33 protein-coding genes and 1 riboswitch are annotated in these 26,460 nt (G+C 66.8%); of the genes, 1 reads left to right on the top strand and 32 read right to left on the bottom strand.

Going from position 1 to position 26,460, the window contains the following annotated elements; translation table 11 throughout:
* Positions 1 to 21: 21 nt before the first annotated feature.
* From E9536_RS36515 to E9536_RS36505, 3 genes are all read right to left on the bottom strand, one after another.
* Positions 22 to 1,404 (bottom strand): cytochrome bc complex cytochrome b subunit, encoded by a 1,383-nt coding sequence (locus E9536_RS36515; protein WP_091924937.1) that lies wholly within the window; start codon positions 1,402 to 1,404, stop codon positions 22 to 24.
* Positions 1,401 to 2,021, bottom strand: coding sequence for a ubiquinol-cytochrome c reductase iron-sulfur subunit (petA, locus tag E9536_RS36510; protein WP_011350741.1), 621 nt, complete (start codon positions 2,019 to 2,021; stop codon positions 1,401 to 1,403). Before petA ends, E9536_RS36515 begins: the two co-directional genes overlap by 4 nt.
* Before the next feature lie 218 nt (positions 2,022 to 2,239).
* Complete coding sequence (locus E9536_RS36505; protein ID WP_027788534.1) at positions 2,240 to 2,986, bottom strand: Nif3-like dinuclear metal center hexameric protein; 747 nt, start codon at positions 2,984 to 2,986, stop codon at positions 2,240 to 2,242.
* Positions 2,987 to 3,007: 21 nt separating this feature from the next.
* Between E9536_RS36505 and E9536_RS36500 the strand changes: the two genes are divergently transcribed.
* Positions 3,008 to 4,213, top strand: a complete 1,206-nt coding sequence (locus E9536_RS36500) for a Do family serine endopeptidase (RefSeq protein WP_021161847.1) — start codon at positions 3,008 to 3,010, stop codon at positions 4,211 to 4,213.
* Positions 4,214 to 4,416: 203 nt separating this feature from the next.
* Here the strand turns inward: E9536_RS36500 and tatC are convergent, their stop codons facing one another.
* The 29 genes from tatC to E9536_RS36355 form a co-directional block, all read right to left on the bottom strand.
* On the bottom strand, positions 4,417 to 5,205 hold the full coding sequence (tatC, locus tag E9536_RS36495) for a twin-arginine translocase subunit TatC (RefSeq protein WP_136472488.1): 789 nt from the start codon (positions 5,203 to 5,205) through the stop codon (positions 4,417 to 4,419).
* A 41-nt stretch (positions 5,206 to 5,246) separates the two neighbouring features.
* Positions 5,247 to 5,777, bottom strand: a complete 531-nt coding sequence (gene tatB, locus E9536_RS36490; RefSeq protein ID WP_136472486.1) for a Sec-independent protein translocase protein TatB — start codon at positions 5,775 to 5,777, stop codon at positions 5,247 to 5,249.
* Between the two features lie 26 nt (positions 5,778 to 5,803).
* Positions 5,804 to 6,034 carry a Sec-independent protein translocase subunit TatA gene (tatA, locus tag E9536_RS36485; protein ID WP_021161850.1) on the bottom strand — a complete coding sequence of 77 codons (231 nt, stop codon included), beginning with the start codon at positions 6,032 to 6,034 and terminating at the stop codon, positions 5,804 to 5,806.
* A gap of 93 nt (positions 6,035 to 6,127) precedes the next feature.
* Positions 6,128 to 6,493, bottom strand: coding sequence for a histidine triad nucleotide-binding protein (locus tag E9536_RS36480; RefSeq protein WP_021161851.1), 366 nt, complete (start codon positions 6,491 to 6,493; stop codon positions 6,128 to 6,130).
* Positions 6,494 to 6,524: 31 nt separating this feature from the next.
* Positions 6,525 to 6,917: a membrane protein gene (locus E9536_RS36475; protein WP_011350734.1), complete on the bottom strand. Its 393-nt coding sequence runs from the start codon at positions 6,915 to 6,917 to the stop codon at positions 6,525 to 6,527.
* Between the two features lie 69 nt (positions 6,918 to 6,986).
* The gene (locus E9536_RS36470; protein ID WP_006485344.1) at positions 6,987 to 7,352 is read right to left on the bottom strand and encodes a phosphoribosyl-ATP diphosphatase; all 366 of its coding nucleotides are present in this window, start codon (positions 7,350 to 7,352) and stop codon (positions 6,987 to 6,989) included.
* Positions 7,349 to 7,765, bottom strand: a complete 417-nt coding sequence (gene hisI, locus E9536_RS36465) for a phosphoribosyl-AMP cyclohydrolase (RefSeq protein WP_039366640.1) — start codon at positions 7,763 to 7,765, stop codon at positions 7,349 to 7,351. Before hisI ends, E9536_RS36470 begins: the two co-directional genes overlap by 4 nt.
* Positions 7,765 to 8,538, bottom strand: a complete 774-nt coding sequence (hisF, locus tag E9536_RS36460; protein WP_011350732.1) for an imidazole glycerol phosphate synthase subunit HisF — start codon at positions 8,536 to 8,538, stop codon at positions 7,765 to 7,767. Before hisF ends, hisI begins: the two co-directional genes overlap by 1 nt.
* A 108-nt stretch (positions 8,539 to 8,646) precedes the next feature.
* Positions 8,647 to 9,402, bottom strand: coding sequence for a 1-(5-phosphoribosyl)-5-[(5-phosphoribosylamino)methylideneamino]imidazole-4-carboxamide isomerase (gene hisA, locus E9536_RS36455; protein ID WP_021161854.1), 756 nt, complete (start codon positions 9,400 to 9,402; stop codon positions 8,647 to 8,649).
* Between the two features lie 163 nt (positions 9,403 to 9,565).
* Positions 9,566 to 10,207, bottom strand: coding sequence for an imidazole glycerol phosphate synthase subunit HisH (gene hisH, locus E9536_RS36450; RefSeq protein WP_027788537.1), 642 nt, complete (start codon positions 10,205 to 10,207; stop codon positions 9,566 to 9,568).
* Complete coding sequence (locus E9536_RS36445) at positions 10,204 to 10,824, bottom strand: MarC family protein (RefSeq protein ID WP_136472484.1); 621 nt, start codon at positions 10,822 to 10,824, stop codon at positions 10,204 to 10,206. Before E9536_RS36445 ends, hisH begins: the two co-directional genes overlap by 4 nt.
* Positions 10,825 to 10,890: 66 nt before the next feature.
* Positions 10,891 to 11,478, bottom strand: coding sequence for an imidazoleglycerol-phosphate dehydratase HisB (hisB, locus tag E9536_RS36440; RefSeq protein WP_011350728.1), 588 nt, complete (start codon positions 11,476 to 11,478; stop codon positions 10,891 to 10,893).
* A gap of 65 nt (positions 11,479 to 11,543) precedes the next feature.
* Positions 11,544 to 12,617 carry a histidinol-phosphate transaminase gene (gene hisC, locus E9536_RS36435; RefSeq protein ID WP_136472482.1) on the bottom strand — a complete coding sequence of 358 codons (1,074 nt, stop codon included), beginning with the start codon at positions 12,615 to 12,617 and terminating at the stop codon, positions 11,544 to 11,546.
* Between the two features lie 145 nt (positions 12,618 to 12,762).
* The gene (gene hisD, locus E9536_RS36430) at positions 12,763 to 14,079 is read right to left on the bottom strand and encodes a histidinol dehydrogenase (RefSeq protein ID WP_059698110.1); all 1,317 of its coding nucleotides are present in this window, start codon (positions 14,077 to 14,079) and stop codon (positions 12,763 to 12,765) included.
* Positions 14,080 to 14,103: 24 nt separating this feature from the next.
* Complete coding sequence (gene hisG, locus E9536_RS36425) at positions 14,104 to 14,757, bottom strand: ATP phosphoribosyltransferase (protein WP_027788540.1); 654 nt, start codon at positions 14,755 to 14,757, stop codon at positions 14,104 to 14,106.
* An 8-nt stretch (positions 14,758 to 14,765) separates the two neighbouring features.
* Complete coding sequence (gene murA / locus E9536_RS36420) at positions 14,766 to 16,115, bottom strand: UDP-N-acetylglucosamine 1-carboxyvinyltransferase (RefSeq protein WP_136472480.1); 1,350 nt, start codon at positions 16,113 to 16,115, stop codon at positions 14,766 to 14,768.
* A gap of 14 nt (positions 16,116 to 16,129) precedes the next feature.
* A complete protein-coding gene (locus tag E9536_RS36415; protein ID WP_006477131.1) occupies positions 16,130 to 16,369 on the bottom strand; it encodes a BolA family protein in 240 nt (79 codons plus the stop codon).
* Positions 16,370 to 16,425: 56 nt separating this feature from the next.
* Entirely contained in the window at positions 16,426 to 17,280 is an 855-nt protein-coding gene (locus E9536_RS36410; protein WP_226113712.1) for an ABC transporter permease, read from the bottom strand.
* Entirely contained in the window at positions 17,277 to 18,203 is a 927-nt protein-coding gene (locus tag E9536_RS36405; RefSeq protein WP_034189820.1) for an ABC transporter ATP-binding protein, read from the bottom strand. The genes E9536_RS36410 and E9536_RS36405 overlap by 4 nt, the downstream gene beginning before the upstream one ends.
* A 192-nt stretch (positions 18,204 to 18,395) precedes the next feature.
* Positions 18,396 to 18,671, bottom strand: coding sequence for an STAS domain-containing protein (locus E9536_RS36400; RefSeq protein ID WP_027788544.1), 276 nt, complete (start codon positions 18,669 to 18,671; stop codon positions 18,396 to 18,398).
* Complete coding sequence (locus tag E9536_RS36395) at positions 18,668 to 19,297, bottom strand: ABC transporter substrate-binding protein (protein ID WP_027788545.1); 630 nt, start codon at positions 19,295 to 19,297, stop codon at positions 18,668 to 18,670. Before E9536_RS36395 ends, E9536_RS36400 begins: the two co-directional genes overlap by 4 nt.
* Before the next feature lie 111 nt (positions 19,298 to 19,408).
* Positions 19,409 to 20,374, bottom strand: a complete 966-nt coding sequence (locus E9536_RS36390) for a VacJ family lipoprotein (protein WP_136472498.1) — start codon at positions 20,372 to 20,374, stop codon at positions 19,409 to 19,411.
* 31 nt (positions 20,375 to 20,405) lie between these two features.
* Positions 20,406 to 20,957 carry an outer membrane lipid asymmetry maintenance protein MlaD gene (gene mlaD, locus E9536_RS36385; protein WP_060082835.1) on the bottom strand — a complete coding sequence of 184 codons (552 nt, stop codon included), beginning with the start codon at positions 20,955 to 20,957 and terminating at the stop codon, positions 20,406 to 20,408.
* Between the two features lie 24 nt (positions 20,958 to 20,981).
* On the bottom strand, positions 20,982 to 21,749 hold the full coding sequence (gene mlaE, locus E9536_RS36380) for a lipid asymmetry maintenance ABC transporter permease subunit MlaE (RefSeq protein WP_021164333.1): 768 nt from the start codon (positions 21,747 to 21,749) through the stop codon (positions 20,982 to 20,984).
* Complete coding sequence (locus E9536_RS36375) at positions 21,746 to 22,567, bottom strand: ABC transporter ATP-binding protein (RefSeq protein WP_014898316.1); 822 nt, start codon at positions 22,565 to 22,567, stop codon at positions 21,746 to 21,748. The genes mlaE and E9536_RS36375 overlap by 4 nt, the downstream gene beginning before the upstream one ends.
* An 84-nt stretch (positions 22,568 to 22,651) precedes the next feature.
* Positions 22,652 to 23,776 carry a thiamine phosphate synthase gene (thiE, locus tag E9536_RS36370; RefSeq protein ID WP_063807446.1) on the bottom strand — a complete coding sequence of 375 codons (1,125 nt, stop codon included), beginning with the start codon at positions 23,774 to 23,776 and terminating at the stop codon, positions 22,652 to 22,654.
* Positions 23,773 to 24,588 (bottom strand): thiazole synthase, encoded by an 816-nt coding sequence (locus E9536_RS36365; protein WP_021163925.1) that lies wholly within the window; start codon positions 24,586 to 24,588, stop codon positions 23,773 to 23,775. The genes thiE and E9536_RS36365 overlap by 4 nt, the downstream gene beginning before the upstream one ends.
* A gap of 38 nt (positions 24,589 to 24,626) precedes the next feature.
* Positions 24,627 to 24,824, bottom strand: a complete 198-nt coding sequence (gene thiS / locus E9536_RS36360; protein WP_011350713.1) for a sulfur carrier protein ThiS — start codon at positions 24,822 to 24,824, stop codon at positions 24,627 to 24,629.
* Positions 24,825 to 24,856: 32 nt separating this feature from the next.
* On the bottom strand, positions 24,857 to 25,993 hold the full coding sequence (locus tag E9536_RS36355) for an FAD-dependent oxidoreductase (protein WP_124546524.1): 1,137 nt from the start codon (positions 25,991 to 25,993) through the stop codon (positions 24,857 to 24,859).
* A gap of 225 nt (positions 25,994 to 26,218) precedes the next feature.
* Positions 26,219 to 26,342, bottom strand: a riboswitch (TPP riboswitch).
* Positions 26,343 to 26,460: the final 118 nt, after the last annotated feature.

Below are 26,460 nucleotides of genomic sequence, written 5' to 3'. Positions count from 1 at the left end.
GTCGTTCTCTCCTCGCTCACGTTAATGGGGCTTGAAGCGCACCCGCTCCGGCGGCTGCTTGAACGTGCCAAGCGGCGTCCAGACGGGCATGCCGAGGAAGAACGCGAAGTAGATCAGCGCGCAACACTGCGCGATCAGCGTGGCCGCCGGCGATGGTGGCCGCGTGCCGAGGAACGCGAGGGTCAGGAACGCCGCGACGAAGATCCCGAGGAACACCTTGTGGAACAGCGGCCGGTAGCGGATCGACTTCACCGGGCTGCGGTCGAGCCACGGCAGGAAGAACAGCGTGATCACCGCCGAACCCATCACGACGACGCCCCAGAACTTCGACTCCGTCAGGTACATGAAGACGACGATCGCCGCGGCCAGCACCGGCAACCCGGCCTTCCACTTGCCGCGCGCGCGGATCAGCGCGAGCACGCCGAGCAGCGCGATGACGATCATCAGGACGATCTTGAACGGGTCGGTGGTCGCGCGCAGCATCGCGTAGAACGCGGTGAAGTACCAGACCGGCGCGATCTCGGGCGGCGTCTGCAACGGGTTCGCCGGGACGAAGTTGTTCGCCTCGAGGAAGTAGCCGCCCATCTCCGGCGAGAAGAACACGATCAGCGCGAACACCATCAGGAACACGCACACGCCGAGGAAATCGTGCACCGAGTAGTACGGGTGGAACGGGATGCCGTCGAGCGGAACGCCGTTCTCGTCCTTCTTCGCCTTGATCTCGATACCGTCCGGGTTGTTCGACCCCACTTCGTGCAGCGCCACGAGGTGCGCGATCACGAGGCCGACCAGCACGAGCGGAATCGCGATCACGTGGAACGCGAAGAAGCGGTTCAGCGTGACGTCCGACACGACGTAGTCGCCGCGAATCCACAGCGACAGGTCCGGGCCGACGAACGGGATCGCCGAGAACAGGTTCACGATCACCTGCGCGCCCCAGAACGACATCTGGCCCCACGGCAGCAGGTAACCGAAGAACGCCTCGGCCATCAGGCACAGGAAGATCGCGCAGCCGAAGATCCACACGAGTTCGCGCGGCTTGCGGTACGACCCGTAAAGCAGCCCGCGAAACATGTGCAGGTAGACGACCACGAAGAACATCGACGCGCCCGTGGAGTGCATGTAGCGGATCAGCCAGCCCCACGGCACCTCGCGCATGATGTACTCGACCGACGCAAACGCGAGCGTCGAGTCGGGCTTGTAGTTCATCGTCAGGAAGATGCCGGTGACGATCTGGTTGACGAGCACCAGCAGCGCGAGGGAGCCGAAGAAGTACCAGAAGTTGAAGTTCTTCGGCGCGTAGTACTCGGAAACGTGCTTTTTCCAGGTGGACGTGAGCGGGAAGCGCTGATCGATCCAGCCGGTGAGACCTGTCGTGGAGACTTCCTTGTTGTCGGCCATCACGCTTCTCCTTTCTCGTCCTTGCCGATCACGAGGGTCGTCGCCGACGTGAACATGTAGGGCGGGATGTCGAGATTCTGAGGCGCCGGCTTGTTCTTGAACACACGGCCGGCGAGGTCGTAGGTCGAACCGTGGCACGGGCAGAGGAAACCGCCCGGCCAGTCGTCCGGCAGGTTCGGCTGCGGACCCGGCGTGAAGCGCTGGCTTGGCGTGCAGCCGAGGTGCGTACACACGGCCATCACGACGAGAATGTTCTTGCGATCGGCCCGCGAGCGATATTCGTTCGCGCAATACGCGGGCAACGGCATCGTATAGGGCTTTTCGGTGGTCGGATCGGCCACTTCCTTGTCTGCCTTGACCACGTCGGCAAGCATCGCGTCGGTGCGGTTCAGGATCCACACCGGCTTGCCGCGCCACGGCACGGTCACCATTTCACCGGGCTTCAGCCCGCTGATGTCGACTTCGACCGGTGCTCCGGCCGCTTTCGCTTTCGCGGACGGCGCAAGCGACGCCGCGAAAGGTATGACGGTGGCGACGCCTCCTACGCCACCTGCTACGGATGTCGCAATCAGCCAGGTACGGCGGCCGCTGTCGACGCGTTTCTCTTCCTTGTCTCGCATCACACGCCCCACTTCTGAGTTGGATTTTCCGTCACGACTTTCCATTCCGCCGCTAGTTTGCTCGAATGGAGTCGCCATTTACAAGGCCCGGAGATGAAAATCCCTTCGAAGTGATTGATAGTTAAGGGTTTCCCCCCACTATCGGAGCGATTAAGTCATTTCTCTATTAAGCATTCGCTACATTGAGAAATTTCGATGCGCTGCCGCAATTCCGGCACTCAGACCGGGTTATGGATATCGATAAAAAGGTGTTCGATACCGAATTCTTCGGACAAGTGAGCGCCGAGTGCCTGGATTCCATAGCGTTCGGTCGCATGGTGCCCTGCCGCAACGAACGCGACGCCGCTCTCCGCGGCCGTGTGCGTCACGTATTCGGACACCTCGCCGGTCAGGAACACGTCCGCGCCGGCATCGATCGCCGCGTCGAAATAGCTCTGCGCGGCGCCCGTGCACCACGCGATGCGCCGCAGCTGCATGTCCGGATCGCCGAGCACGAGCGGAGTGCGGCCGAGCGTGCGCTCGACCTTCGCGACGAAGTGCTCGAGCGAGACGGGCATCGGCAGCGTGGCCATCCAGCCGAGGTCGCCTTCGCCGAAACGCTGCTCGCCGATCAGCCCGAGCCGCTCGCCGAGCTGCGCGTTGTTGCCGAATTCGGGATGCGCGTCGAGCGGCAGGTGGAACGCGAACAGGTTCAGGTCGTTCGCGAGCAGCAGCTTCAGGCGCTGATACTTGCGGCCCGTGATCTGCGGCGGCTCGTTGCGCCAGAAATAGCCGTGATGGACGAGTACGGCATCCGCCCCCCATTCGAGCGCGGCTTCAAGAAACGCGACCGACGCCGTCACGCCGGTGGCGATCTTCTCGATCTTGCGACGCCCCTCGACCTGCAGGCCGTTCGGGCAATAGTCCTTGAAGCGCGCGGTTTCAAGGGTATTGTTCAAGTACAATTCAAGTTCGATCCGATCCATATAAACCTCTAATCCATTCAGATGCTTAGACGCTTCTGGCTGTTCTTCGCGCAGGCGGTTACCGTGCTGCTCGCGCTGATGTTCATCGTCGTGACGCTCAAGCCGCAATGGCTGCAACGGCAAGGACAGCTCGGCAAGCAGCTCGCCACGCCGATCGTTGCGCTGCGGGAAGTCGCGCCGGGCATCGGCGGCGCGCCGGCGACCACGTCGTACGCAGAAGCCGCGCAGAAGGCGATGCCGGCCGTCGTCAACGTCTTCTCCAGCAAGGACGGCTCGCTGCCGCCCGATCCGCGCGCGAAAGATCCGCTGTTCCGCTACTTCTTCGGCGACCGCAACGCCCGCAAGCAGCAGGACGAACCGGCCGCCAACCTCGGCTCGGGCGTTATCGTGAGCCCGGAAGGTTACATTCTAACGAACCAGCACGTCGTGGACGGCGCCGACCAGATCGAGGTCGCGCTCGCCGACGGGCGCACGGCTACCGCGAAGGTGATCGGCAGCGATCCCGAAACGGACCTCGCCGTGCTGAAGATCAACATGACGAACCTGCCGACGATCACGCTCGGCCGCTCCGACCAGTCGCGGGTCGGCGACGTCGTCCTCGCCATCGGCAACCCGTTCGGCGTCGGCCAGACGGTCACGATGGGGATCATCAGCGCACTGGGCCGCAACCACCTCGGCATCAACACGTTCGAGAACTTCATCCAGACCGACGCACCGATCAACCCCGGCAACTCGGGCGGCGCACTGGTCGACGTGAACGGCAACCTGCTCGGCATCAACACCGCGATCTACTCGCGCTCGGGCGGCTCGCTCGGCATCGGTTTCGCGATTCCCGTGTCGACCGCGCGCACGGTGCTCGAAAGCATCATCACGACGGGCTCGGTCACGCGTGGCTGGATCGGCGTCGAGCCGCAGGACGTCACGCCGGAGATCGCCGAATCGTTCGGGCTTCAGCAGAAATCGGGCGCGATCGTCGCCGGCGTGCTGCAGGGCGGCCCGGCCGACAAGGCCGGCATCAAGCCGGGCGATATCCTGGTCTCGGTCAACGGCGAGGACATCACCGACACGACGAAGCTGTTGAACACGGTCGCGCAGATCAAGCCGGGCACGCCGACCAAGGTGCACGTCGTCCGCAAGGGCAAGGAGTTCGACATGAACGTCGTGATCGGCAAGCGCCCGCCGCCGCCGAAGCAGACGCTCGACGAGCAGGACAGCGATACCGAATGACGTCGGGCGGGCGGCGCGCAGCCGCGTGCCGAACTCCACCGGAAACGAAAAAGGGCAGCCGCATGGCTGCCCTTTTGCTTTGCATCGAAGGACCTTCTTTCCGGGATGGCGGCCTCGCCGCACGCGTTCCGGCCGGCCACGCCACCCGGCCGCTCAGGCCTGGCCGGAAGCCCGCCTGCCGTGCATCGCCCGGCACGCCGCCATCAGCTGGCGGCTTCGCCGTTCCCCGCCTCGCCTTCCTCGGCCGGCTTCTTCGGCACGAAGAACCGCGCGGCCAGCAACCCGATCTCGAACAGCACGATGAGCGGCAACGCGAGCATCAGTTGCGAGAATACGTCCGGCGGCGTAACGACCGCCGCGACGATGAACGCGCCGACGATCACGTACGGCCGCATCTCCTTGAGCTTCCTCAGCGACAGCACGCCCATCCGGACGAGCAGCACGACGACGATCGGCACCTCGAACGTGACCCCGAACGCGATGAACATCCCGAGCACGAAGCTCAGGTAGTTGTCGATGTCGGTGGTCATTTCCGCCCCGAGCGGCGCGTTGTAGTGCGCCATCACGCGGAAGATCGTCGGGAACACGAGGAAGTACGCGAATGCCATCCCGCACAGAAACAGGAAGTAGCTGCTGCCGACGAGCGGCGCGACGAGCTTTTTCTCGTGCTGGTACAGCCCCGGCGCGACGAACGCCCAGATCTGGTACAGCACGATCGGCAGCGCGATCACCAGTGCGACGAGCATCGTGACCTTCATCGGCACGAAGAACGAGCCGGTGACGTCGGTGACGATCATCTTGCCGTCCTTCGGCAGGTTCTCCATCAACGGCCGCGCAAGCAGCCGGAAGATGTCGGGCGCCCAGTAGACGAGCCCGAGGAACACGACGATCACGGCCGCCCCCGCGCGTATGATGCGATCGCGAAGCTCGACGAGATGGGAAATGAAAGTTTCTTCCGGGGCGTCGCCCGGGTTCTGCTGGGGGTCGCTCACACCGGCCCTCGGTAGGATTGACGAGCGAGCATGCGCTCGGCTCAGAAGAAGCGCGTCGGCCGGCGCAGGCTGGCCGGCTGGTGGCGCGCGACGCGCGCGGCGCCCGACTGCACGTGCGTGCGGCGGATGGTCGCGCGCTTGTACCAGACAGGCGCAGCCGCCTGCTTGACGCGCCAGTTGCGGCGCTTGGGCGCGAGCGCGGCCGTACTGCCGCGCCACGACGGCGCCGCGGGCGTGTCGGACTCATGGGACCCGATGCTGCCCGACGCTTCGTCAAGGCCGCCAACCGCGGAATGCCACGTGTCGTTCAGTTCCTTTTCGTGCTCGCGCAGGTTGTCGTGAATCGTCGTCTCGACATTGCGCGCAGCCGATTCGAAATCGGTCTTCATCGTCCGCAGCGCGTCGAGTTCGATTTCGCGCGAGACCTCGGCCTTCACGTCGTTGATGTACCGCTGCGCGCGGCCGAACAATGCGCCTGCCGTACGCGCGACGCGCGGCAGGCGCTCGGGGCCGAGCACCACGAGCGCGACGACGCCGATCAGCGCCATCTTCGAAAGACCGAGATCCAGCATCGCGAATGCCTGTCAGCGTGCCGGCGTTACGCCTTGTTCGAATCGGAACGCGTCGTTTCCTTCGCGTTGACGTCGACCGAGCCCGAGCGCGGCAGTTGCTGCGCGTCAGCCGGTGCTTCGCCGTCCTTCATGCCGTCCTTGAAACCCTTCACGGCGCTGCCGAGATCGTTGCCGATATTGCGCAGCTTCTTCGTACCGAAAACCAGCGCGACGATCAGCAGCACGATCAGCCAGTGCCAAATGCTCAATCCACCCATGATGAAACCTCTCCTCAACCACGCCGCTACGCGGCGCAAATCGCCGGCAACGTGCCGGCTTCGACTATCGATGCGGGGAAACGCCCCGCGCCGTCAACCCATCCGCTGCCAGGGGCGCGGGCCGGCCAGGATATGCGCGTGCAGGTGGTAGACCTCCTGCCCGCCGCCCGGGCCTGTATTGATCACCGTACGGAAACCCGTTTCGCCGCCCGTATAGGCGACGCCGAGCTGGCCGGCGAGACGCGAGACGAGCAGCATCAGCCGGCCGAGCATCGGCGCATCGGCCTCGCTCGCCGCCGACAGCGTCGGCAGGTGCTGGCGCGGAATCACGAGCACGTGCGTCTCGGCCGCCGGGCGGATGTCGCGGAACGCGACGAATTCGTCATCCTCGTGCACCTTCGTGCTCGGGATCTCGCCTGCCGCGATCTTGCAGAACAGGCAATTCGGATCGTGACTCATGTTGCTCCTGCAGACGCCCGAACGCGGCCGGTCAGAACCAGGCCTGCGGATCGAGCGGCTTGTTGTCGTTCAGGTACAGCCAACCCTTGATGATACGGTACAGCGTCCAAATCCACGTGACAAACATCACTGCGAATCCGATCACCACGAACATCAGCGCGAACCCGATCACGTACGCGATCAGCGCGCGCCAGAACGTGCGGATCTGCCACTCGAAGTGGGCGGCATACGGCGTGCCGGCCACATCGTCGCGCTTCACGTAGTTGATGATGATCGCGATGATGCCCGTGACGCCGCCCGTGAGCCAATGAAACGCGTAGAGGCCGTAGAGCACGTGAGTCAACGTGCGCAGCCCGTTCAAGCGTTCGGCGTCCGCGGCCCCCGGCACCGACGGCGGCGGAAACTGACTTGGCGTATCGGTCATGATGCTACCCCCGTTAGATGACAATTCTTACAGCTTACCGCACTGTGGCCATCCCGCGACAAGGGTCTGTCACCCGCCGTTTTCCTCGCGCTCGCGACGCTTGCGCAGAGCCTTCTCCTCGATCCCCGACAGCCCTTCGCGGCGCTCGAGCTCGGCGATCACGTCGGCCGGGCTCAGGTCGAAATGCGACAGCATCACGAGGCAGTGGAACCACAGGTCGGCCACCTCGCCGACGAGCGCGGTCGGCGCGCCGCCCTGGCGCACGTCCTTCGCGGCCAGCACGACTTCCGTCGCCTCTTCGCCGATCTTCTTCAGCACCGCGTCGTCGCCCTTGTGGAACAGGCGGGATACGTACGATTGATCGGGGTCGCCGCCCTTGCGGCTATCGATCACGGCCGCGAGGCGCAGCAGCGTGTCTTCGGTCGATTGCGTCATTTGTAGATGTGTTCGGGATCTTTCAGCACCGGTTCGACCGCGACCCAGTCGCCGCTGTCGACGGTGCCTTCGAATTTCTGGAAGAAGCACGAATGCCGGCCGGTGTGGCACGCGATGCCCGACACCTGCTCGACCTTCAGCAGCACGACGTCCTCGTCGCAGTCGAGCCGCACTTCGTGCACGTGCTGCACGTGGCCCGACTCCTCGCCCTTGAACCACAGGCGCTTGCGCGAACGCGAATAATAGACCGCGCGCTGCGTCTCGATCGTCTTCGCCAGCGCCTCGCGGTTCATCCACGCGAACATCAGCACGTCGTTCGTCGACGCCTCCTGCGCGATCACCGGCACGAGGCCGTTGTCGTCCCAGCGGACCTTGTCGAGCCACGCGGGCAATGCATTCGTTTCCGTATTCATCACAGCCTCACCGGGATGCCCTGGTCGGCCATGAAGCGCTTCGCCTCGCCGACCGTGTGCTCGCCGTAGTGGAAGATGCTCGCGGCCAGCACCGCATCGGCGCGGCCGTCCTTGATGCCGTCGGCCAGGTGCTGCAGCGAGCCGACACCGCCCGACGCGATCACCGGCACCGGCACCGCGTCCGACACGCCGCGCGTGAGCGCGAGGTCGAAGCCCGACTTGGTGCCGTCGCGATCCATGCTCGTGAGCAAGATCTCGCCCGCGCCAAGCTCGGCCATCTTGCGCGCCCATTCGATCGCGTCGAGGCCCGTGTTCTTGCGGCCGCCGTGCGTGAAGACTTCCCAGCGCGGCGTCTCGCCGTCGGCCGACACGCGCTTCGCGTCGATCGCGACGACGATGCACTGCGAGCCGTACTTGTCGGCCGCGTCGCGCACGAGCTGCGGGTTTGCGACCGCCGACGAATTCATGCTGACCTTGTCCGCGCCCGCGTTCAGCAGGCGCCGCACGTCCTCGACGGCGCGCACGCCGCCGCCGACGGTCAGCGGAATGAAGACCTGCGACGCGACGGCTTCGATGATCGGCAGGATCAGGTCGCGCTGGTCGGACGTCGCGGTGATGTCGAGGAACGTCAGTTCGTCGGCGCCCTGGTCGTCGTAGCGGCGGGCGATCTCGACGGGGTCGCCGGCATCGCGCAGTTCGACGAAGTTGACGCCCTTGACGACACGCCCGGCAGTCACGTCCAGGCAGGGGATGATGCGTTTAGCTAGAGCCATGATGTTGCGCCAAATGCCGCGATGGGACGGCCGGTTGCGGAAAGCCTCGCGCGAGGCTTCCGTTGGGGCCGCCTGCTGGCAGCCCCGGCGAGCGGGACAACCGCGCGCTTATGCGTTGTCGAGTTCGCCGTTCAGTTCGTCCGCGCGCTTTTGCGCGGCCGCGAAATCGAGATCGCCGGAGTAGATCGCACGGCCGCAGATCACGCCTTCGACGCCGTGCTCTTCCACTTCGCACAGGTTCTCGATGTCCGTGAGGTTCGACAGGCCGCCGCTGGCAATCACGGGGATGCCGACCGCCTGCGCGAGCTTCACGGTCGCCTCGATGTTGATGCCCTGCAGCATCCCGTCGCGGCCGATGTCCGTGTAGACGATCGATTCGACGCCGTAGTCCTCGAACTTCTTCGCGAGATCGACCACTTCGTGGCCCGTGAGCTTGCTCCAGCCGTCGGTCGCGACCTTGCCGTCCTTCGCGTCCAGCCCGACGATGATGTTGCCCGCGAACGCGGTGCACGCGTCCTGCAGGAAGCCCGGATCCTTCACGGCCGCGGTGCCGATGATCACGTAGGACAGGCCCGCGTCGAGATACTTCTCGATCGTCTCGAGGCTGCGGATGCCGCCGCCGAGCTGTACGGGGATTTCATCGCCGACTTCGTCGAGGATCGCTTCGATCGCCTCGAGATTCTTCGGCTTGCCGGCGAACGCGCCGTTCAGGTCGACCAGATGGAGCCGCCGGGCGCCGAGATCAACCCACTTGCGGGCCATCGCCGCCGGGTCCTCGGAGAAAATCGTGGCCTGGTCCATATCGCCCTGTTTGAGGCGCACACACTGACCGTCTTTGAGATCGATGGCCGGAATCAGCAACATAGCAATCGGGTGTCGTCGTGGAAAAAGAAAAGAATCCGGCGCGTACCGGCCAATCCGGTACCGCGCCGTCTCGCTAGTTTAGTACAACTCTTTCGGCGCTTAGGCGCGCGAGCCCCGTAAGACGGGCCTCTGCGGCCCGCCGACTGTGGCACGCACGCGACGTTCACGGTTTCCAGTGTACGAAGTTGCGATACAGACGCAACCCGACCTCCGCGCTTTTCTCGGGGTGGAATTGGGTCGCGAAGAGGTTGTCCCGCGCGACCGCGGACGTAAACGGCGCGCCGTAGGCCGTTTCGCCGACCGTATGCGCCGGGTTGTCCGGCGTCACGTAGTAGCTGTGCACGAAGTAGAAATACGCGTCGTCGGGCACGCCGTCCCACAGCGGATGCGGCTGCGACTGGTGCACGCGGTTCCAGCCCATCTGCGGCACCTTGAAGCGCGAGCCGTCGTCCTGCACGCGGCCGTCGAGTTCGAAGCGCACGACCTTGCCGGGCAACAGGCCGAGGCCCTTCGTGTCGCCCTCCGCGCTCCAGTCGAACAGCATCTGCTCGCCGACGCACACGCCGAGCAGCGGCTTCGTGCGCGAGGCCTCGATCACGGCCTCCTGCAAGCCCGACTCGCCGAGGCAGCGCATGCAGTCGGGCATCGCGCCCTGGCCGGGCAGCACGACACGGTCGGCCGCGCGGATCGCGGCCGGCGTGTCGACGATCGCCACGTCGGCGGCCGGTTCGGCCTTCTTGAGCGCCTGCGCGACCGAGCGCAGGTTGCCCATCCCATAATCCACAATCGCAATCGAAGTTTTCATCTCAGTGCAGGCAGTAGCGCCCTCAGTCCATTGACGATGAATTCCACCGCCAGCGCCGACAGCATCAGACCCATCAGCCGCGTGGCGATGTTGATGCCCGTGCGGCCGATCCAGTTCGCGATCGGCTCGGCGAGCCGCATCGCGACGAAACACAGAAAAGCCAGGGCCGCGCCGATCGCGACCAGCCCGGCCCGCTCATACCAGTGACGCGAGTTCGCCGCGTAAATGATCACCGTGCTGATCGAGCCGGGGCCCGTGAGCAGCGGAATCGCCAACGGCACGACCGCGATGTTGTCCTTCAGCTCGGCCTCGTGGCGCTCCTCCGGCGTCGATCGCGTGTTGCCGATCTGCGCGTTCAGCATGTTGATCGCCATCAGCAGCATGATGATCCCGCCGCCCACCTCGAGCGACCCGACCGAAATGCCGAAGAAGTCGATGATCTGCTGCCCGAGCAGCGCCGTCACCGTCATCACGCAGAACACCGACACCGATGCGATCCGGATCGAACGCCGCCGCTCGATGTCCGTCTGCTGCGCCGTCAGGCTCAGGAAGAACGGCACCGCACCGATCGGGTTGATCAGCGCCAGCAGCGAAATGAACGATTTGAGCAGATCCATCGCAAGCCGGCGCCGCGCGCCGAAGCCGTGAGGTTGTCCTTGACGCTCCGTCCGGTCAGTTCAGGTTCAGAGGCTGCCCTTCGTCGACGGGATCTGCCCCGCCGCACGCTCGTCCAGTTCCACCGCCGCGCGCAGCGCACGGCCGAAGGCCTTGAACACGGTCTCGAGCTGATGGTGCGCGTTGATCCCGCGCAGGTTGTCGATGTGCAGCGTGACGCCCGCGTGGTTCACGAAACCGCGGAAGAACTCGATCGACAGGTCGACGTCGAACGTGCCGATCCGCGCACGCGTGAACGGCACGTGGAATTCGAGGCCCGGCCGGCCGGAGAAGTCGATCACGACGCGCGACAGCGCCTCGTCGAGCGGCACGTACGAATGGCCGTAGCGACGGATGCCCTTGCGGTCGCCGATCGCCTTCGCGACGGCTTGCCCGAGCGTGATGCCGACATCCTCGACCGTGTGGTGGTCGTCGATATGCGTATCGCCATGCGCTTCAACCTCGAGATCGACCAGACCGTGTCGAGCGATCTGGTCGAGCATATGGTCGAGGAACGGCACGCCGGTAGCCAGCTTCTGCTGGCCCGTGCCGTCGAGATTGAGCTTCACACGGATCTGCGTTTCGCTGGTATTGCGAACGACTTCCGCCACACGCATGGCAATTCCTTGACTGAGTCGATGTAAATGGGGATTGATCGTTTCGCACTGCGGCGCCCGCAGGCTCAACCGGGCAGCGCGAGTTTCAAAGCGGCCAGCAGGCGCGCGTTTTCGTCGGGAGAACCGACGGTGAGCCGCACGCATTCAGCCAGCAACGGATGCATTTTACTCACGTTTTTGACCAAAACCCGCTCGGTGAGCAGCGCGTCGAACACGGCGGCCGCGTCCGGCACCCGCACCAGCAGGAAATTGCCGGCGCTCGGGAACACCGTCGCGCCCGGCAGCGCGGCCACGGCCTGCGCGAGACGCGCGCGTTCCGCCCGCAGATCGGCCGCCTGCGCGTCGAGCACGCCGAGGTGGTCGAGCAGGAAATCGGCGGTCGCCTGGGTCAGCACGTTGATGTTGTACGGCGGGCGCACCTTGTCGAATTCGGTCAGCCATGCGGGCGAACCGACCAGATAGCCGAGGCGGATGCCCGCGAGGCCGAGCTTCGACACCGTGCGCATCACGACGACGTTGTCGAATTCGGCGGCGCGCGGCAGCCACGAGCGCCCGGCGAACGGCTGGTACGCCTCGTCGATCACGATCAGGCTGTGCCGCGCGGCGGCGACGATCCGTTCGATGTCGGCATCGTCGTACAGCGTGCCGGTCGGGTTGTTCGGATAGGCGAGATAGACGAGCGCCGGACGATGCTCGGCGATCGCCGCGAGCGTCGCGTCGACGTCGAGCGTCAGGTCGGCCTTCAGCGGCACGCCGACGAATTCGAGCTGCGCGAGCTTGGCGGACAGTTCGTACATCACGAAGCCCGGCACCGGCGCGAGCACCTTCGCGCCCGGCTTCGCGCAGGCCACCGACATCATGCTGATGATTTCGTCCGAGCCGTTGCCGAGCAGCACGTCGCAGGCAGCCGGCACGCCCATCGCGTGGCGCAGCTTGTCGATCAGCGCGGCCGGGCGCGGCGCCGGGTAGCGGTTCAGCGCGACCTGCGCGAGACGCTCGCCGAGCGCCGCGGCGAGCGGTTCGGGCAGCGGGTACGGGTTCTCCATCGCGTCGAGCTTCACGAATCCGCTCGCGTCCGGCACCGGATAGCTCGTCATCGCGAGCACGTCGCGGCGAATGATGTCTTGTGGCGTCGTCATGATCTCAAGCCGGCGTGCGTCGCGCCGGCGTCAAATGATCGGCAAGGCGGCGGCCGCCGCCCTGCACAGGTGTCTCCAGCCCCGGCCTTCGGGGTGCGGGCCGGGCGGCACATTCGCGCCTGCCCCGGCCCCGCGCTGCGTGCGCTCAGTTCTTCATCCGGAATTCGGCGCTCTTCGCGTGCGCCTGCAGCCCCTCGCCGTACGCGAGTTCGGATGCGATCTCGCCGAGCGTCTGCGCGCCTTCGGCGCTGACCTCGATCAGGCTCGAGCGCTTGATGAAGTCGTACACGCCGAGCGGCGACGAGAAACGCGCGGTGCGCGACGTCGGCAGCACGTGGTTCGGGCCCGCGCAGTAGTCGCCGAGGCTCTCGCTCGTGTAGCGGCCGAGGAAGATCGCGCCCGCATGGCGGATCTGCTGGCCCCATTGCTGCGGCTCCAGCGCGGAAATTTCCAGGTGCTCGGGCGCGATGTCGTTCGCGATCCGGCAGGCTTCGGCCATGTCGCGCACCTTGATCAGCGCGCCGCGGCCTTCGAGCGACGCGCGGATCACGTCCTGGCGCGGCATCGACGGCAGCAGTTCGTTGATCGCCTTCTCGACGCGCTCGAGGAACGCACCGTCCGGACACAGCAGGATCGACTGCGCGAGCTCGTCGTGTTCGGCCTGCGAGAAGAGATCCATCGCGACCCAGTTCGGGTCGGTCGTGCCGTCGCACAGCACGAGGATTTCCGACGGCCCGGCGATCATGTCGATGCCGACCGTGCCGAACACGCGGCGCTTCGCCGACGCGACGTACGCATTGCCGGGGCCGCAGATCTTGTCGACGGCCGGCACCGTCGCCGTGCCGTACGCGAGCGCGCCGACCGCCTGCGCGCCGCCGATCGTGAACACGCGATCGACGCCGCCGAGCAGCGCCGCGGCGAGCACGAGGTCGTTCTTCACGCCGTCCGGCGTCGGCACGACCATCACGATCTCGCCGACGCCCGCGACGCGCGCGGGAATCGCGTTCATCAGCACCGACGACGGATACGCGGCCTTGCCGCCCGGCACGTACAGGCCGACGCGGTCGAGCGGCGTGACCTTCTGGCCGAGCACCGTACCGTCGCTTTCCGTGTACTGCCAGCTATGCGTGCCGCACTCGATCTTCTGCTTCTCGTGGTACGCGCGCACCCGCGCAGCCGCCGCTTCCAGCGCCGCGCGCGCCTTCGGCGCGAGGCCGTCGAGCGCCGTCTGCAGCGCGTCCTGCGGCAGCTCCAGCGCGGCGACGCTGTTCGCGCTCAGCCGGTCGAAGCGGTTCGTGTACTCGAGCACCGCGGCGTCGCCGCGCGACTTCACGTCGGCGAGGATCTGCGCGACCGATTGCTCGATCGCCGCGTCTTCGCTTGCCTCGAATGCGAGCAGCGCGCGCAGCTCGGCGCCGAAGCCTTCGCTCGTCGAATCGAGCTTGCGGATGGTGATGGACATGGGAGTTCCGTTACGGTGATGCGCTCAACCGCCATTCTGCGACGCGCGTTCGAACGCGTCGAGGATCGGCTTGAGTGCCGTGCGCTTCAACTTCAGCGCAGCCTGGTTCACGACGAGGCGCGACGAGATCGCCATGATCTCCTCGACCTCGACCAGATTGTTCGCCTTCAGCGTGCCGCCCGAGCTGACGAGGTCGACGATCGCGTCGGCCAGCCCCACCAGCGGCGCGAGTTCCATCGAGCCGTACAGCTTGATCAGGTCGACGTGCACGCCCTTCGCGGCAAAGTGTTCGCGCGCCGTTTCGACGTACTTCGTCGCGACGCGCAGCCGCGCGCCCTGGCGCACGGCGCTCGCGTAATCGAAGCCGGCCGATACGGCCACCGACATCCGGCAACGCGCAATGTTCAGGTCGATCGGCTGGTACAGGCCCGAGCCGCCGTGCTCGACCAGCACGTCCTTGCCGGCCACGCCGAAATCGGCCGCGCCGTATTCGACATAGGTCGGCACGTCGCTCGCGCGCACGATGATCACGCGCAGGTCCGGGTTCGTCGTCGGCAGGATCAGCTTGCGCGACGTTTCCGGATCCTCCGTCACCTGCACGCCGGCGGCGGCGAGCAGCGGCAGGGTTTCCTCGAAAATCCGGCCCTTCGACAACGCAAGGGTCAACGGCGGGGTCAGCGGTGCGGTCATGCTTGGCTCCCGGAAAGGCGGCGCACGTTCGCGCCGACGGCGGTCAGTTTGGCTTCCATGCGGTCGTAGCCGCGGTCCAGGTGATAGATGCGGTCGACGAGCGTTTCGCCGTCGGCACGCAGCCCGGCGATCACGAGGCTCGCCGACGCACGCAGGTCGGTCGCCATCACGTTCGCGCCCGACAGCTTCTCGACGCCCGTCACGAGCGCGGTGTTGCCGTCGATCGTGATGTTCGCGCCGAGCCGGTTCAGCTCCTGCACGTGCATGAAACGGTTCTCGAAAATGGTTTCGACGACCTGCGCGGTGCCCGTCGCGACCGTATTGAGGGCCATGAACTGCGCCTGCATGTCGGTCGGGAACGCCGGGTATTCCGACGTGCGGATCGTGACCGCCGACGGCCGGCGGTCCATCTTCACGCGCAGCCAGCTGTCGCCTTCCTCGATCGACACGCCGGCTTCGCGCAGCTTGTCGATCACCGCGTCGAGGATGTGCGGGCGCACGCCCGTCAGCATCACGTCGCCGCCCGCCGCCGCGACCGCGCACAGGAACGTGCCGGCCTCGATGCGATCGGGGATCACCGAATGGCGCGCGCCGTGCAGCCGCTCGACGCCCTGGATCACGAGGCGATCGGTGCCGACGCCGTCGATTTTCGCGCCCATCGCGACCAGCAAGTGTGCGAGATCGCTCACTTCCGGCTCGCGCGCCGCGTTTTCGATCACCGTCTCGCCGTCTGCCAGCGTCGCGGCCATCAGCAGGTTCTCGGTGCCCGTCACCGTGATCATGTCGGTCACGATGCGCGCGCCCTTCAGGCGCTTCGCGCGGGCTTCGATGAAACCGTGCTCGATGCTGATCTCGGCGCCCATCGCCTGCAGGCCCTTGATGTGCTGGTCGACCGGACGCGCGCCGATCGCGCAGCCGCCCGGCAGCGACACCTTCGCCTCGCCGAAACGCGCGAGCAGCGGCCCGAGCACGAGGATCGACGCGCGCATCGTCTTGACGAGCTCGTACGGCGCCACGAGGTTGTCGACACGCGACGCGTCGAGCTGCACGCGGCAGCCGTCGGTCTCGCTCCTCACGCCCATCTGGTTCAGCACCTTCAGCGTGGTGCGCACGTCTTTCAGGTTCGGCACGTTGTCGAGGTCGACCGGATCGGCGGTGAGCAGCCCCGCGCACAGGATCGGCAGCGCGGCATTCTTCGCACCCGACACGACGATCTCGCCCGACAGGCGGTGGCCGCCTTCGATCACGAGCTTGTCCATCCCATGGCCATGCGATTCCCCGTTGGCGGCCGGGTGTGCCGTGGCGACGCTCTGGACGGCGTCGCGCTCGTTGACGGTGACTTGCACTCAGTGAGTTCCGGTTATGCGTTCTGCCATTCGGCGGGCGTCAGCGTCTTCATGCTGAGCGCGTGAATTTCCTGCTTCATGCGATCGCCGAGCGCCGCATAGACGAGCTGGTGCCGCTGGATCGGCCGCTTGCCTTCGAAGGCCGCCGACACGATCGTCGCGAAGAAATGCTGGCCGTCGCCTTCGACTTCTAGATGCGTGCAGGCGAGACCGCCGGCGATGTATTGCTTGACCTGTTCGGGAGTCGGCAACATGGTGTAAGGCTCCTGTCGGCGCGCGCCGCCTGCATGGCGGCCGCTGCCTGTCGATATCAATGACGCAGTTTGTAGCCGGTCGCGAGCAGCCGCATCGCGATCAGCGCGAGCAGCACGAAGAAACCGGTGACGATCGCGAGGCTCGCGAACGGGTTGATGTCGGACGCGCCGAAGAACCCGAAACGGAAGCCGTCGATCATGTAGAAAAACGGATTGAGACGCGAGATCTCGCGCCACACGGGCGGCAGCGAGTGCGTCGAATAGAACACGCCGGACAGGAACGTCAGCGGCATGATCAGGAAGTTCTGGAACGCGGCGAGCTGGTCGAACTTCTCGGCCCAGATCCCGGCGATCAGGCCGAGCGTGCCGAGGATCGCCGAGCCGAGCAGCGCGAACGCAATGATGAACAGCGGCGCCGCGAAATGCATCGGGATAAACCAGATCGTCACGACGAACACGCCCGTGCCGACCGCGAGGCCGCGCACGACGGACGCGAGCACGTACGCGCCGAAGATGTCGCGGTACGACAGCGGCGGCAGCAGCACGAACACGAGATTGCCGGTGATCTTCGACTGGATCAGCGACGACGAGCTGTTCGCGAACGCGTTCTGCAACACGCTCATCATCACGAGGCCCGGTACGAGAAAACTCACGTACTCGACGCCCGGATAGACCTCGACGCGGCCCGACAGCGCGTGGCCGAAGATCGTCAGGTACAGCAGCGCCGTCACGATCGGCGCGAGCACCGTCTGGAACGACACCTTCCAGAAACGCAGCAGTTCCTTGTAGAACAGCGTTTGAAAACCGCTACCCGACACTCGCCCGATAGCGCCCGGCTCAGGAGTTTGGAGGGAACGGGGGGGCTTCGCCCCCCCGAGCGAACGCAGTTCGCGTGGGGGTTGTTGATTCATGCCAGTCCCTCGATCACCTCGGCCCCGTTCATCACCTGGACGAACACGTCCTCGAGGTCGGCCTTGCGGACCTCGATCTCGTCGAATGTGCAGCCCGCCGCGCGGCATTGCGCAAGGATCCGCTCGACATCGTCGTAGCTCGTCAGGCGCAGCAGGTGCTCGCCCGGCGCGCGCGCGGCCGGATCGGTCTCCAGCCCGCGCAGCTCGGCGGGCAGCGCGCCCGTTGCCAGCCGCAGGTACAGCTGCAGCCCCGCGAAGCGGCGCAGCAGCGCGTCGGTGCGGTCGAGCGCGACGACTTCGCCACGGCGCAGCATCGCGATGCGGTCGCACAGCGACTCGGCTTCCTCGAGGTAGTGGGTGGTCAGCACGATCGTGTGACCTTCGCGGTTCAGGCGCGAGATGAATTTCCACAGCGTCTGGCGCAATTCGACGTCGACGCCGGCGGTCGGCTCGTCGAGCACGATCACGGGCGGCCGGTGCACGAGCGCCTGCGCGACCAGCACGCGGCGCTTCATCCCGCCGGACAGCGCGCGCATGTTCGCGTCGGCTTTCTCGGTGAGGTCGAGATTGGCCATCACTTCGTCGATCCAGTCGTCGTTGCGGCGCAGCCCGAAATAGCCGGACTGGATCCGCAGCGTCTCGCGGACGGTGAAGAACGGGTCGAACACGAGTTCCTGCGGCACGACACCGAGCGCGCGGCGCGCGCCACGGAAGTCCTTGACGACGTCGTGACCGCGCACCGAGATACTGCCTTCGTCGGCCCGGGCGAGCCCGGCGAGGATACTGATGAGCGTGGTCTTGCCTGCGCCGTTGGGGCCGAGCAGACCGAAAAACTCGCCTTCCTCGACCGACAGGCTGACGCCCTTGAGCGCCTGAAGCGATTTGTAGCGCTTCTTGACGTGACGGATTTCTATGGCTGACATGACTGTGCGCGGCGCAAGGGCCGCGACGCCTATTCTGTGCTTGCTGCGAATGAAAATGGGGGCCGGACGCCGATTGGCTGCCCCGCAAAACGCTTGATTATAGGGCAAACCGGCTGGTGGAGCCGGTGCCGGAGGCACGCGGCCTGAAGCGTGCGCGCGCCGGCTGGCGCGGCAGGCTCCGGTCGGACAGGGTCAATGTCGCCCGGTGCCTTCGATGAGCGCGTCGACGCCGTAGGCGCGCGCGAGGCTGGCGAGCTTCGGGGGGAGATTGAGGATGTCGAGGGTCGCGCCGCGCGCCTTGGCGGCACGTTGCCATGCGAGCAGCACGGCGAGCGCGGACGAGTCGAACTGCGTCAGCGCCGCGCAATCGACGGCGGTCGCGCCCGCGCCGATGCGCGCAAGACCGTCCGCGAGCGCGGACTTCGCGCTCGCGACGGTCAGCGAGGAGCCGGCTTCGAAGCCGCTCACGACGCTTGCTTGCCGGCGGCAAGTTGCTGGTTGCGCTGCGTGAGGAACTGGATCAGCCCTTCCACGCCGCTTTGCTGGATCTTCTCGTTGAACTGCTGCTGGTACGTCTGGATCAGCCATGCGCCGAGCACGTTCAGGTCATACACCTTCCAGCCGTTCGACGTCTTGTACAGGCGGTAGTCGATCTGGACCGGCTGGCCGTTGTTCATCGCGACCGTCTTGACCACGACGTCGGTATCGGCCGGATCGGCGCGGAACGGCGGGTACTGGATCTGCTGGTCCGGCTTCAGTTGCGCCAGCGCGCCCGAATACGTGCGGATCAGCAGCAGCTTGAACTGCTCCTGAACCTGCTGCTGCTGTTCGGCCGTCGCCGCGCGCCAGTTGCGGCCCATCGCGAGCTGCGTGGTGCGGCGGAAATCGGTGTACGGCAGGATGTCCTTGTTGACGATCGTGATGATGCGGTTGGTGTCGCCCTGCTTGATCGTCTGCTGCTTGACTTCGTCGAGCACCTGCTGCGTCGCCGTCTTGATCAGCGCCTGCGGGTTCGACTGGTCGACTTGCGCGTGGGCTGCGCTGCCGAACGAGAACAGCGCCGCGAAAACGGGGATCAGGAACAGTTTTTTCATCATAGTGACCTGCATGAATATGTCGATGCGAAGGTTGGAGCAGGTAGCTTACGCGCAAGTTCGCGCACGCTACCGACTGAATCGTTTCTGGCTGTAACGAATGTAAATCCGTCAGTGCAGACGAATGCTCGGGAAGCGGAACCCGCCCGGCGACGGCGGCGCCACCTGCATCGGCGGCACGTTCGTTTCGCTGGCCGGGTTCGGCGATTCGGCCGTGCCCGAGGCCGGTGTGGCCACCGTCGCGCCCGATGCGCCTGCCGGCGCCGTCGCGCCGCCCACCGCTGCCGCGCCCGCCGTACCGGCCGCGCCGGCTGCCGCCGGTGCCGCGCCGTCTTCCGGCAAGTCGTACTTCGGCAGCGCGTCGTTGCTCGACGTCGCGGCCGCCTCGCCGCGCGCGTTGCTGATCAGCATCTGGCGACGCTGCAGGTACGCGTTACGCACGAACGAATACTTGTCGAGTGCCGCGGCATCCAGCACGTCGCCCGCGCCGAGCAGGTTCGCGCGCGTGTTGACGAGGTTCACGCCGAACAGGCCCCAGCTCAGGCCATCCGGCTTCACGTAGGTGAGCGGGTTGCCGACGTAGTCGACGCCCAGGCCGGCCGTGTCGCGCAGTGTGCTCGGGCCGAGCAGCGGCAGCACCAGATACGGGCCCGACGGCATGCCGTAGCGGCCCATCGTGATGCCGAAGTCGGCCGTGTGCTTCGGCAGCTTCGCGATCGTCGCGACGTCGAACAGGCCGCCGACGCCGAACACCGTGTTGATCACGACGCGCATGATGTCGCCGACGCCGTCCGCGATCCGCAGCTGCACGATGTTGTTCGCCGCGATGTAGACGTCGCCGATGTTCGAGAAGAAGTTCGTCACGCTGTCGCGCACCGGCTGCGGCACCACGTACTGGTAGCCCTTCGCGACCGGCTTCAGCGCATACGTGTCGACCGTGTCGTTGAACTTGTACATCGTCCGGTTGAAGCCTTCGAGCGGATCGCCCTTGGTCGGCGTCTGCACGGTCGCGCAGCCGCTCAACGCGGCGACTGCCGCTACCGCCAGCGCGGCGTGCCTGATGCGGATCGTCTGCATGGTCATTACCCTCTTCTATTCTCTCGTGTGGTTATTGGGCCGCGGAACCGGACACCGCCGACGCCGGCACCGCCACCGGTGCAGGCGCGGCCGGCGCGCCGGCTGCCGGCTTCGCACCGCCCGCATCGGCGGCCTTGCTGTAAAGGAACTGGCCGATCAGGTTCTCGAGCACGATCGCCGATTGCGTCATCGTGATCGTATCGCCCGACTTCAGCATTTCGGTGTCGCCGCCCGGATCGAGGCCGATATATTGCTCGCCGAGCAGGCCCGACGTCAGGATCTTCGCCGACGAATCCTTCGGGAACTGATACTGGCCGTCGACATCGATCGTGACAAGCGCCTGGTACGTGTTCGTGTCGAAACCGATCGCCTTCACGCGGCCGACCACGACGCCCGCGCTCTTCACGGCCGCGCGCGGCTTCAGCCCGCCGATATTGTCGAATTTCATCTTCACCGAGTAGGTCGGCTGAAACGAAAACGAGCTCATGTTGCCGACCTTCAGCGCCAGGAACAGCACCGCAAGGAAGCCCACCACCACGAACAGGCCGACCCAGAAGTCGAGAGCAGTCTTTTTCATCGTCATCCCAAAATTTGGCTTGGCTGAGGCTTAGCTGAACATCAGCGCGGTCAGCAGGAAATCGAGGCCGAGTACGGCGAGCGACGCGAACACGACCGTCTTGGTCGTCGCGCGCGACACGCCCTCGGGCGTGGGCTTCGCTTCATACCCCTGAAACAGTGCAATGAAGGTCACGGCGAACCCGAACACGATGCTCTTGATCACGCCGTTGCCGACGTCGGCCCAGACCTGGACCCCGCCCTGCATCTGCGACCAGAACGCACCCGGATCGACGCCGATCAGCACGACACCGACGAAGTACCCGCCGAGCACGCCGACCGCGTTGAAGATCGCGGCCAGGAGCGGCATCGCGATGATGCCCGCCCACAGGCGCGGCGCGATCACGTTCTTGATCGGGTCCACCGCCATCATCTCGAGCGCGGTGAGCTGCTCGCCGGCTTTCATCAGACCGATCTCGGCCGTGAGCGACGTGCCCGCGCGGCCCGCGAACAGCAGCGCGGTGACGACCGGCCCGAGCTCGCGCACGAGCGACAGCGCGACCAGCAGGCCGAGCGCCTGCTCTGAACCGTAGCGGTTCAGCGTGTAGTACCCCTGCAGGCCGAGCACGAAGCCGACGAACAGCCCCGACACGGCGATGATCACGAACGAATAGTTGCCGAGGAAATGGATCTGCTTCGTGACCAGCCGAGGCCGGCGCAGCAGCGGGAAGAATTCCAGCACGAGGCGCACGAACAGCCGCGTGCCGTAGCCCGCGCGCTCGAGGCCGCCGATGACGTAACGTCCGATCGCGCTGATCATGCGCGCCCTCCGCCGAGCCCGAAATCCGCCGCCAGCGGCGGGCTCGTGTAATGAAATTTGAACGGGCCGTCCGGCGCGCCGTCGATGAACTGCCGCACGCTCGGATCGGTCGACGCGCGCAGCTCGTCGGGCGTCCCCTGCGCGAGCACGCCGCCGTTGGCCAGGAAATACACGTAGTCGGCGATCGCGAACGATTCGGGCACGTCGTGCGTGACGAGGATCGACGTGGCGCCCAGCGCCTCGTTCAGCGTGCGGATCAGGTTCGCGGTGATGCCGAGCGAGATCGGATCGAGGCCGGCGAACGGCTCGTCGTACATGATGAGCTGCGGATCGAGCGCGATCGCGCGTGCCAGCGCGATGCGGCGCGCCATCCCGCCCGACACCTCGGACGGCATCAGGTCGCGCGCGCCGCGCAGCCCGACCGCGTTGAGCTTCATCAGCACGAGGTCGCGGATCAGGTCTTCGGGCAGGTCGGTATGCTCGCGCAGCGCGAACGCGACGTTCTCGAACACCGACATGTCGGTGAACAACGCGCCGAACTGGAACAGCATGCCCATCTTGCGGCGCAGCGCATACAGGCCGTCGCGCGTTTGCGCGCCGACATCGGCGCCGTCGAACAGCACCTGGCCTCGGCGCGCGCGCACGAGGCCGCCGATCAGGCGCAGCACGGTCGTCTTGCCGCAACCCGACCCGCCCATGACCGCGACGACCTGCCCACGCCCGAAGCGCAGGTTCAGGTTGGACAGGACGAGGCGGTCGCCGTAGCCAAAGTCGACGTCGCGAAGTTCCAGCAGGGTCTCGGTAGGAGTGGGGCTCACGGAGCTGACAGTCCTTTTACGCAGAACGCCGAATTATAGGGCCTGCATTGGAATGATGTCGTGACGCCGTTCCGGGCCCTGCGGTCAATGATTGTCAAATTGTCCGGGAAAACATTGCTGCAACGCAACAACGGCAGCCCGATAGTCGGCCGCGCCCGTCACCGCACTGACCACCGCGACACTGCCGACACCCGTCGCCAGCACGGCCGGCAGCGCGTCGAGCCCCACCCCGCCGATCGCGACGAGCGGCGCCCGCGCCCCCGCGAAGCGCGCATAGCGGGCAATCCGCGCCAGGCCCTGCGGCGGCGCGGCGACGGCCTTGGTCGCGGTCGCATACACGGGGCCGAGCGCGAGGTAGCTCGGGCGCTCGTGCAATGCCCGCAACATTTCGTAATAACCGTGGCTCGAAAGTCCGAGCCGCAGGCCCGCGCGCGCAATCGCGGCCAGATCGGCCGTTTCGAGGTCTTCCTGGCCCAGATGAACGCCGTACGCCCCCTCTTCCACGGCGATCTGCCAGTGATCGTTGATGAACACGCGCGCATCGGGATGGCGGCGCCCGGCCGCGACCGCGCGTGCGATTTCCCGCCGCAACGTGTCCGGCGTCGCGCCTTTCACGCGCAGTTGCACGGTCCGCACACCGCAATCGAGCACGCGCTCGACCCATTCGGCGTCCGGCACGACCGGATAGAGGCCGAGCTGCGCGGGGCACGGCGCGAACGCGGGTTCCGGCGCGGCCGGCAGCCCGGCGACACGCGGGAACCGCGCGGCGTCGACCGGCCACGCATCGGCGGCGCGCGTTTCGTCGCCGTCGCGCCAGGCCAGCGCCAGCACCAGCGCGTCGACCGGCGCAAAGCCGCAGTCGAGGAACGCGGCGAGCGCGGCAATCCAGTCGTCCGCGAGCGGATGCGCGGCGTCGAGCGCGTAGCGCGCGCCCGCCGTGTGCAGCACCGCGCCCTGCTCGTCGAATTCGATCGCGACCGCGCCCGGCGCCGCGGGCCGCGACGCGGCCGACGCGCGTGCCTGCGCGGCGCGGTCGCCGGCCGATACGATCAGCACGTCGCCGTCGGCCGGCGCGTCGGGCACCGCGACGCAAAGCCGCCACGGCGCGGCGGCGTCCGGCCAGTCGCCCAGCCGGGCGCGAATCCGTTCGGCCGCTTCGGCCAGTTCGTCGGCCGGCGGCCAGAATGCATCGGCGAAACGCACGCTCATGCGCCGCCCCCGTCCTGGTGCCAGAACGGCATCCCGACGACCGGCGTGCTGGCGTGCGCGGTCTCGCGCGCGTCCATCGGCCCGGCGAGATACGCGGCACGGCCGGCCTCGACGCCCTGCGCGAACGCACGCGCCATGATCTCCGGGTGCGTGGCCTGCGACACGGCCGTGTTCAGCAACACGCCGTCGAAGCCCCATTCCATCACCTGGCACGCGTGCGACGGCACGCCGAGCCCGGCGTCGACGATCAGCGGCACGTCCGGCAGGCGCTCGCGCAGCACGCGCAGCCCGTACGGGTTCACGACGCCCTTGCCGGTGCCGATCGGCGCGCCCCACGGCATCAGCGCCTCGCAGCCGGCGTCGAGCAGGCGCCGGCCGATCACGAGATCCTCGGTGCAGTACGGCAGTACCTTGAAACCGTCCTTGACCAGTTGCGCGGCCGCCTCGATCAGGCCGACCGGGTCGGGCTGCAGCGTGTAGTCGTCGCCGATCAGCTCGAGCTTGATCCAGTCGGTGCCGAAGACCTCGCGCGCCATGTGCGCGGTCGTCACGGCTTCCGCGACGGTCTGGCAGCCGGCCGTGTTCGGCAAGAGCGGCACCGCGTGACGCTTGAGCAGGTCGAAGAAGCCGGCTTCGGCCGTGCCGCCCGTCATCTGGCGGCGCAGCGCGACCGTCACCATCCCGGGGCGCGACGCGGCGATCGAATCGGACAGCGACTGCAGCGACGGATAGCGCGACGTGCCGATCAGCACGCGGCTTGCGAAGGTTTCGCCGTACAGCGTCAGCGCGTCGGCGGAGGTGAGGGACGTCATGTCGTTTTCCTGAAAGAGCGGGGACGAACCGGCGGCGCTCAGCCGCCCGCGACCGGGTGCACGACGTCGAGCTTGTCGCCCGCCGCGAGTGCGCGCGCCGCATGCTGCGTGCGCGCGACGAAGTTGCCGTTCAGCGCGACCGCGTACGGCGGACGCGCGCCGTACGCGGCGAGCGCGTCGGCCACCGTTGCGCCGTCGGGCAACGTCAGGTTCTGTTGGTTGATCTGGATGTCCATGAGGCTTCGTCGAATTCGGTCGGCGGTGCGCGTCAGGCCGGCTGGCGCGCGTCGTTGCGGTGATGAAGGAGCGTCGGCCAGCGCTCGGCGTCGCGCCACGCGGCGAACGCGTCGGGATCGCCGAACGCGCCGCCGAGCGCGGCTTCGGCAAGCGCGACGGCCGCGTGCGCGACTTCCGGCGCGATCATGAAGCCGTGCCGGTACAGGCCGTTGACGGCGAGCGTCGACGCACCATCCCAGATCACCGCCGGGCGATGATCGGGCAGCGTCGGCCGGCACTGCGCATTGAGTTCGAGGATGCGCGCCTCGCCAAACGCCGGATGCACGGAGAACGCCGCGCTCAGCAGTTCTAGCGCGGAGCGCACGCTGACGGGCGACATGTCCTCGCCCTCCACCTCGGTCGCGCCGATCACGTAGAGATCGTCCTGCTTCGGTGCGATGTAGAGCGGGTAGCGCGGATGCAGCAGCCGCACGGGCCGGGTGAGCCCGATGCCGGGGGCGTGCACGCGCGCGACTTCGCCGCGGATGCCGCGCAACGCGGGCAGCGCGGGTTTCGCGCCGAGGCCGCGGCAATCGATCGTGAAATGCGCGGCGGGCAGGTTCGCATCGTCGATCGTGACGTGCCAGTGCAGGTCGACGCCGCGCTCGGCGAGGCCGGCCGCGAGGGCGCGCAACGCCTGGCGATTGTCGAGCTGGCCTTCGTTCGGCAGCAGCAGGCCGCGCGCGAAACGGCCCGCGAGCACCGGCTCGGCCGCGTCGACCTGCGCGCCGGCGAGGGTCACGAAACCGCTGTCGAACAGGCCGGCCGGCGCGTTCGCGCGCACGCGCCGCTCGAACAGCGGCGCCTCCGCGCGGTCCGCGTGATGCCAGACGACGAGCGTGCCGTGATGCTGGAAGAAAACGGGTTCGGGCAGTTCCGCGAGCCACTGCGGCCAGCGCGCGAGCGACGCGGCGCCGAGCTCGGTGATCAGCAGCTCCGCGCTCGCCGCTTCCGCGAGCGGTGCGAGCATGGCGGCAGCGATCCACGCGGCCGACTGCTCGCCGTCCGGGCCGCCGCGCTCGTAAAGCGCGACGCGATGGCCGTCGCCTGCGAGCCGCCATGCGATCAGGCGGCCGACAAGGCCGCCGCCGAGCACCGCGAAATCGGGGCGGGTGTCCCGGACGTTCATCGCGCCCCCTCCGCACGGGCGCGCTCGACGAACGTCGACGCGCACGCGCCGCCGCATGCGAATGCACGCGACATCGGGCCGGGAACCATGCAAAAGACTGAAGATTGTGCGGTCATCATTCCTTCCGTAACGCGCAATGCGCGTACCCAAAAGGACGAAACCGGCAGCAAAGGCCGGCCGGGCGGGACTCGGGCGCTGACCATGTGGGATGGCAGCCAGCGCGACCCGGCGGGATCAGAAACTTCCCTCGCCGGTATTACCCGGATCGGGTGCGAAGGGTCTTTCTCAGCCTCATTGCGCTGCCCGGAACATCCGCCGGCCGCGCTACAAAGCACCCCTGTTTCGTCGTCGGCCATTAGACCATAAAAGCGGAAAGCGCCGCAAACTGTCCCCCTTGCGGCAAATTCGCCGTCGTGCCGCGCCGCTCTGGCACAATGCCCGCAGGCCGGCCGCGCGAGCGGCCGGTT

It is taken from the genome of Burkholderia sp. LS-044 (assembly GCF_004803625.1).
Classification (GTDB): Bacteria; Pseudomonadota; Gammaproteobacteria; order Burkholderiales; family Burkholderiaceae; genus Burkholderia; species Burkholderia cepacia.
The sequence above is the reverse complement of the archived record's forward strand: the minus strand, read 5'-3'. Positions and strand labels throughout refer to the sequence as shown.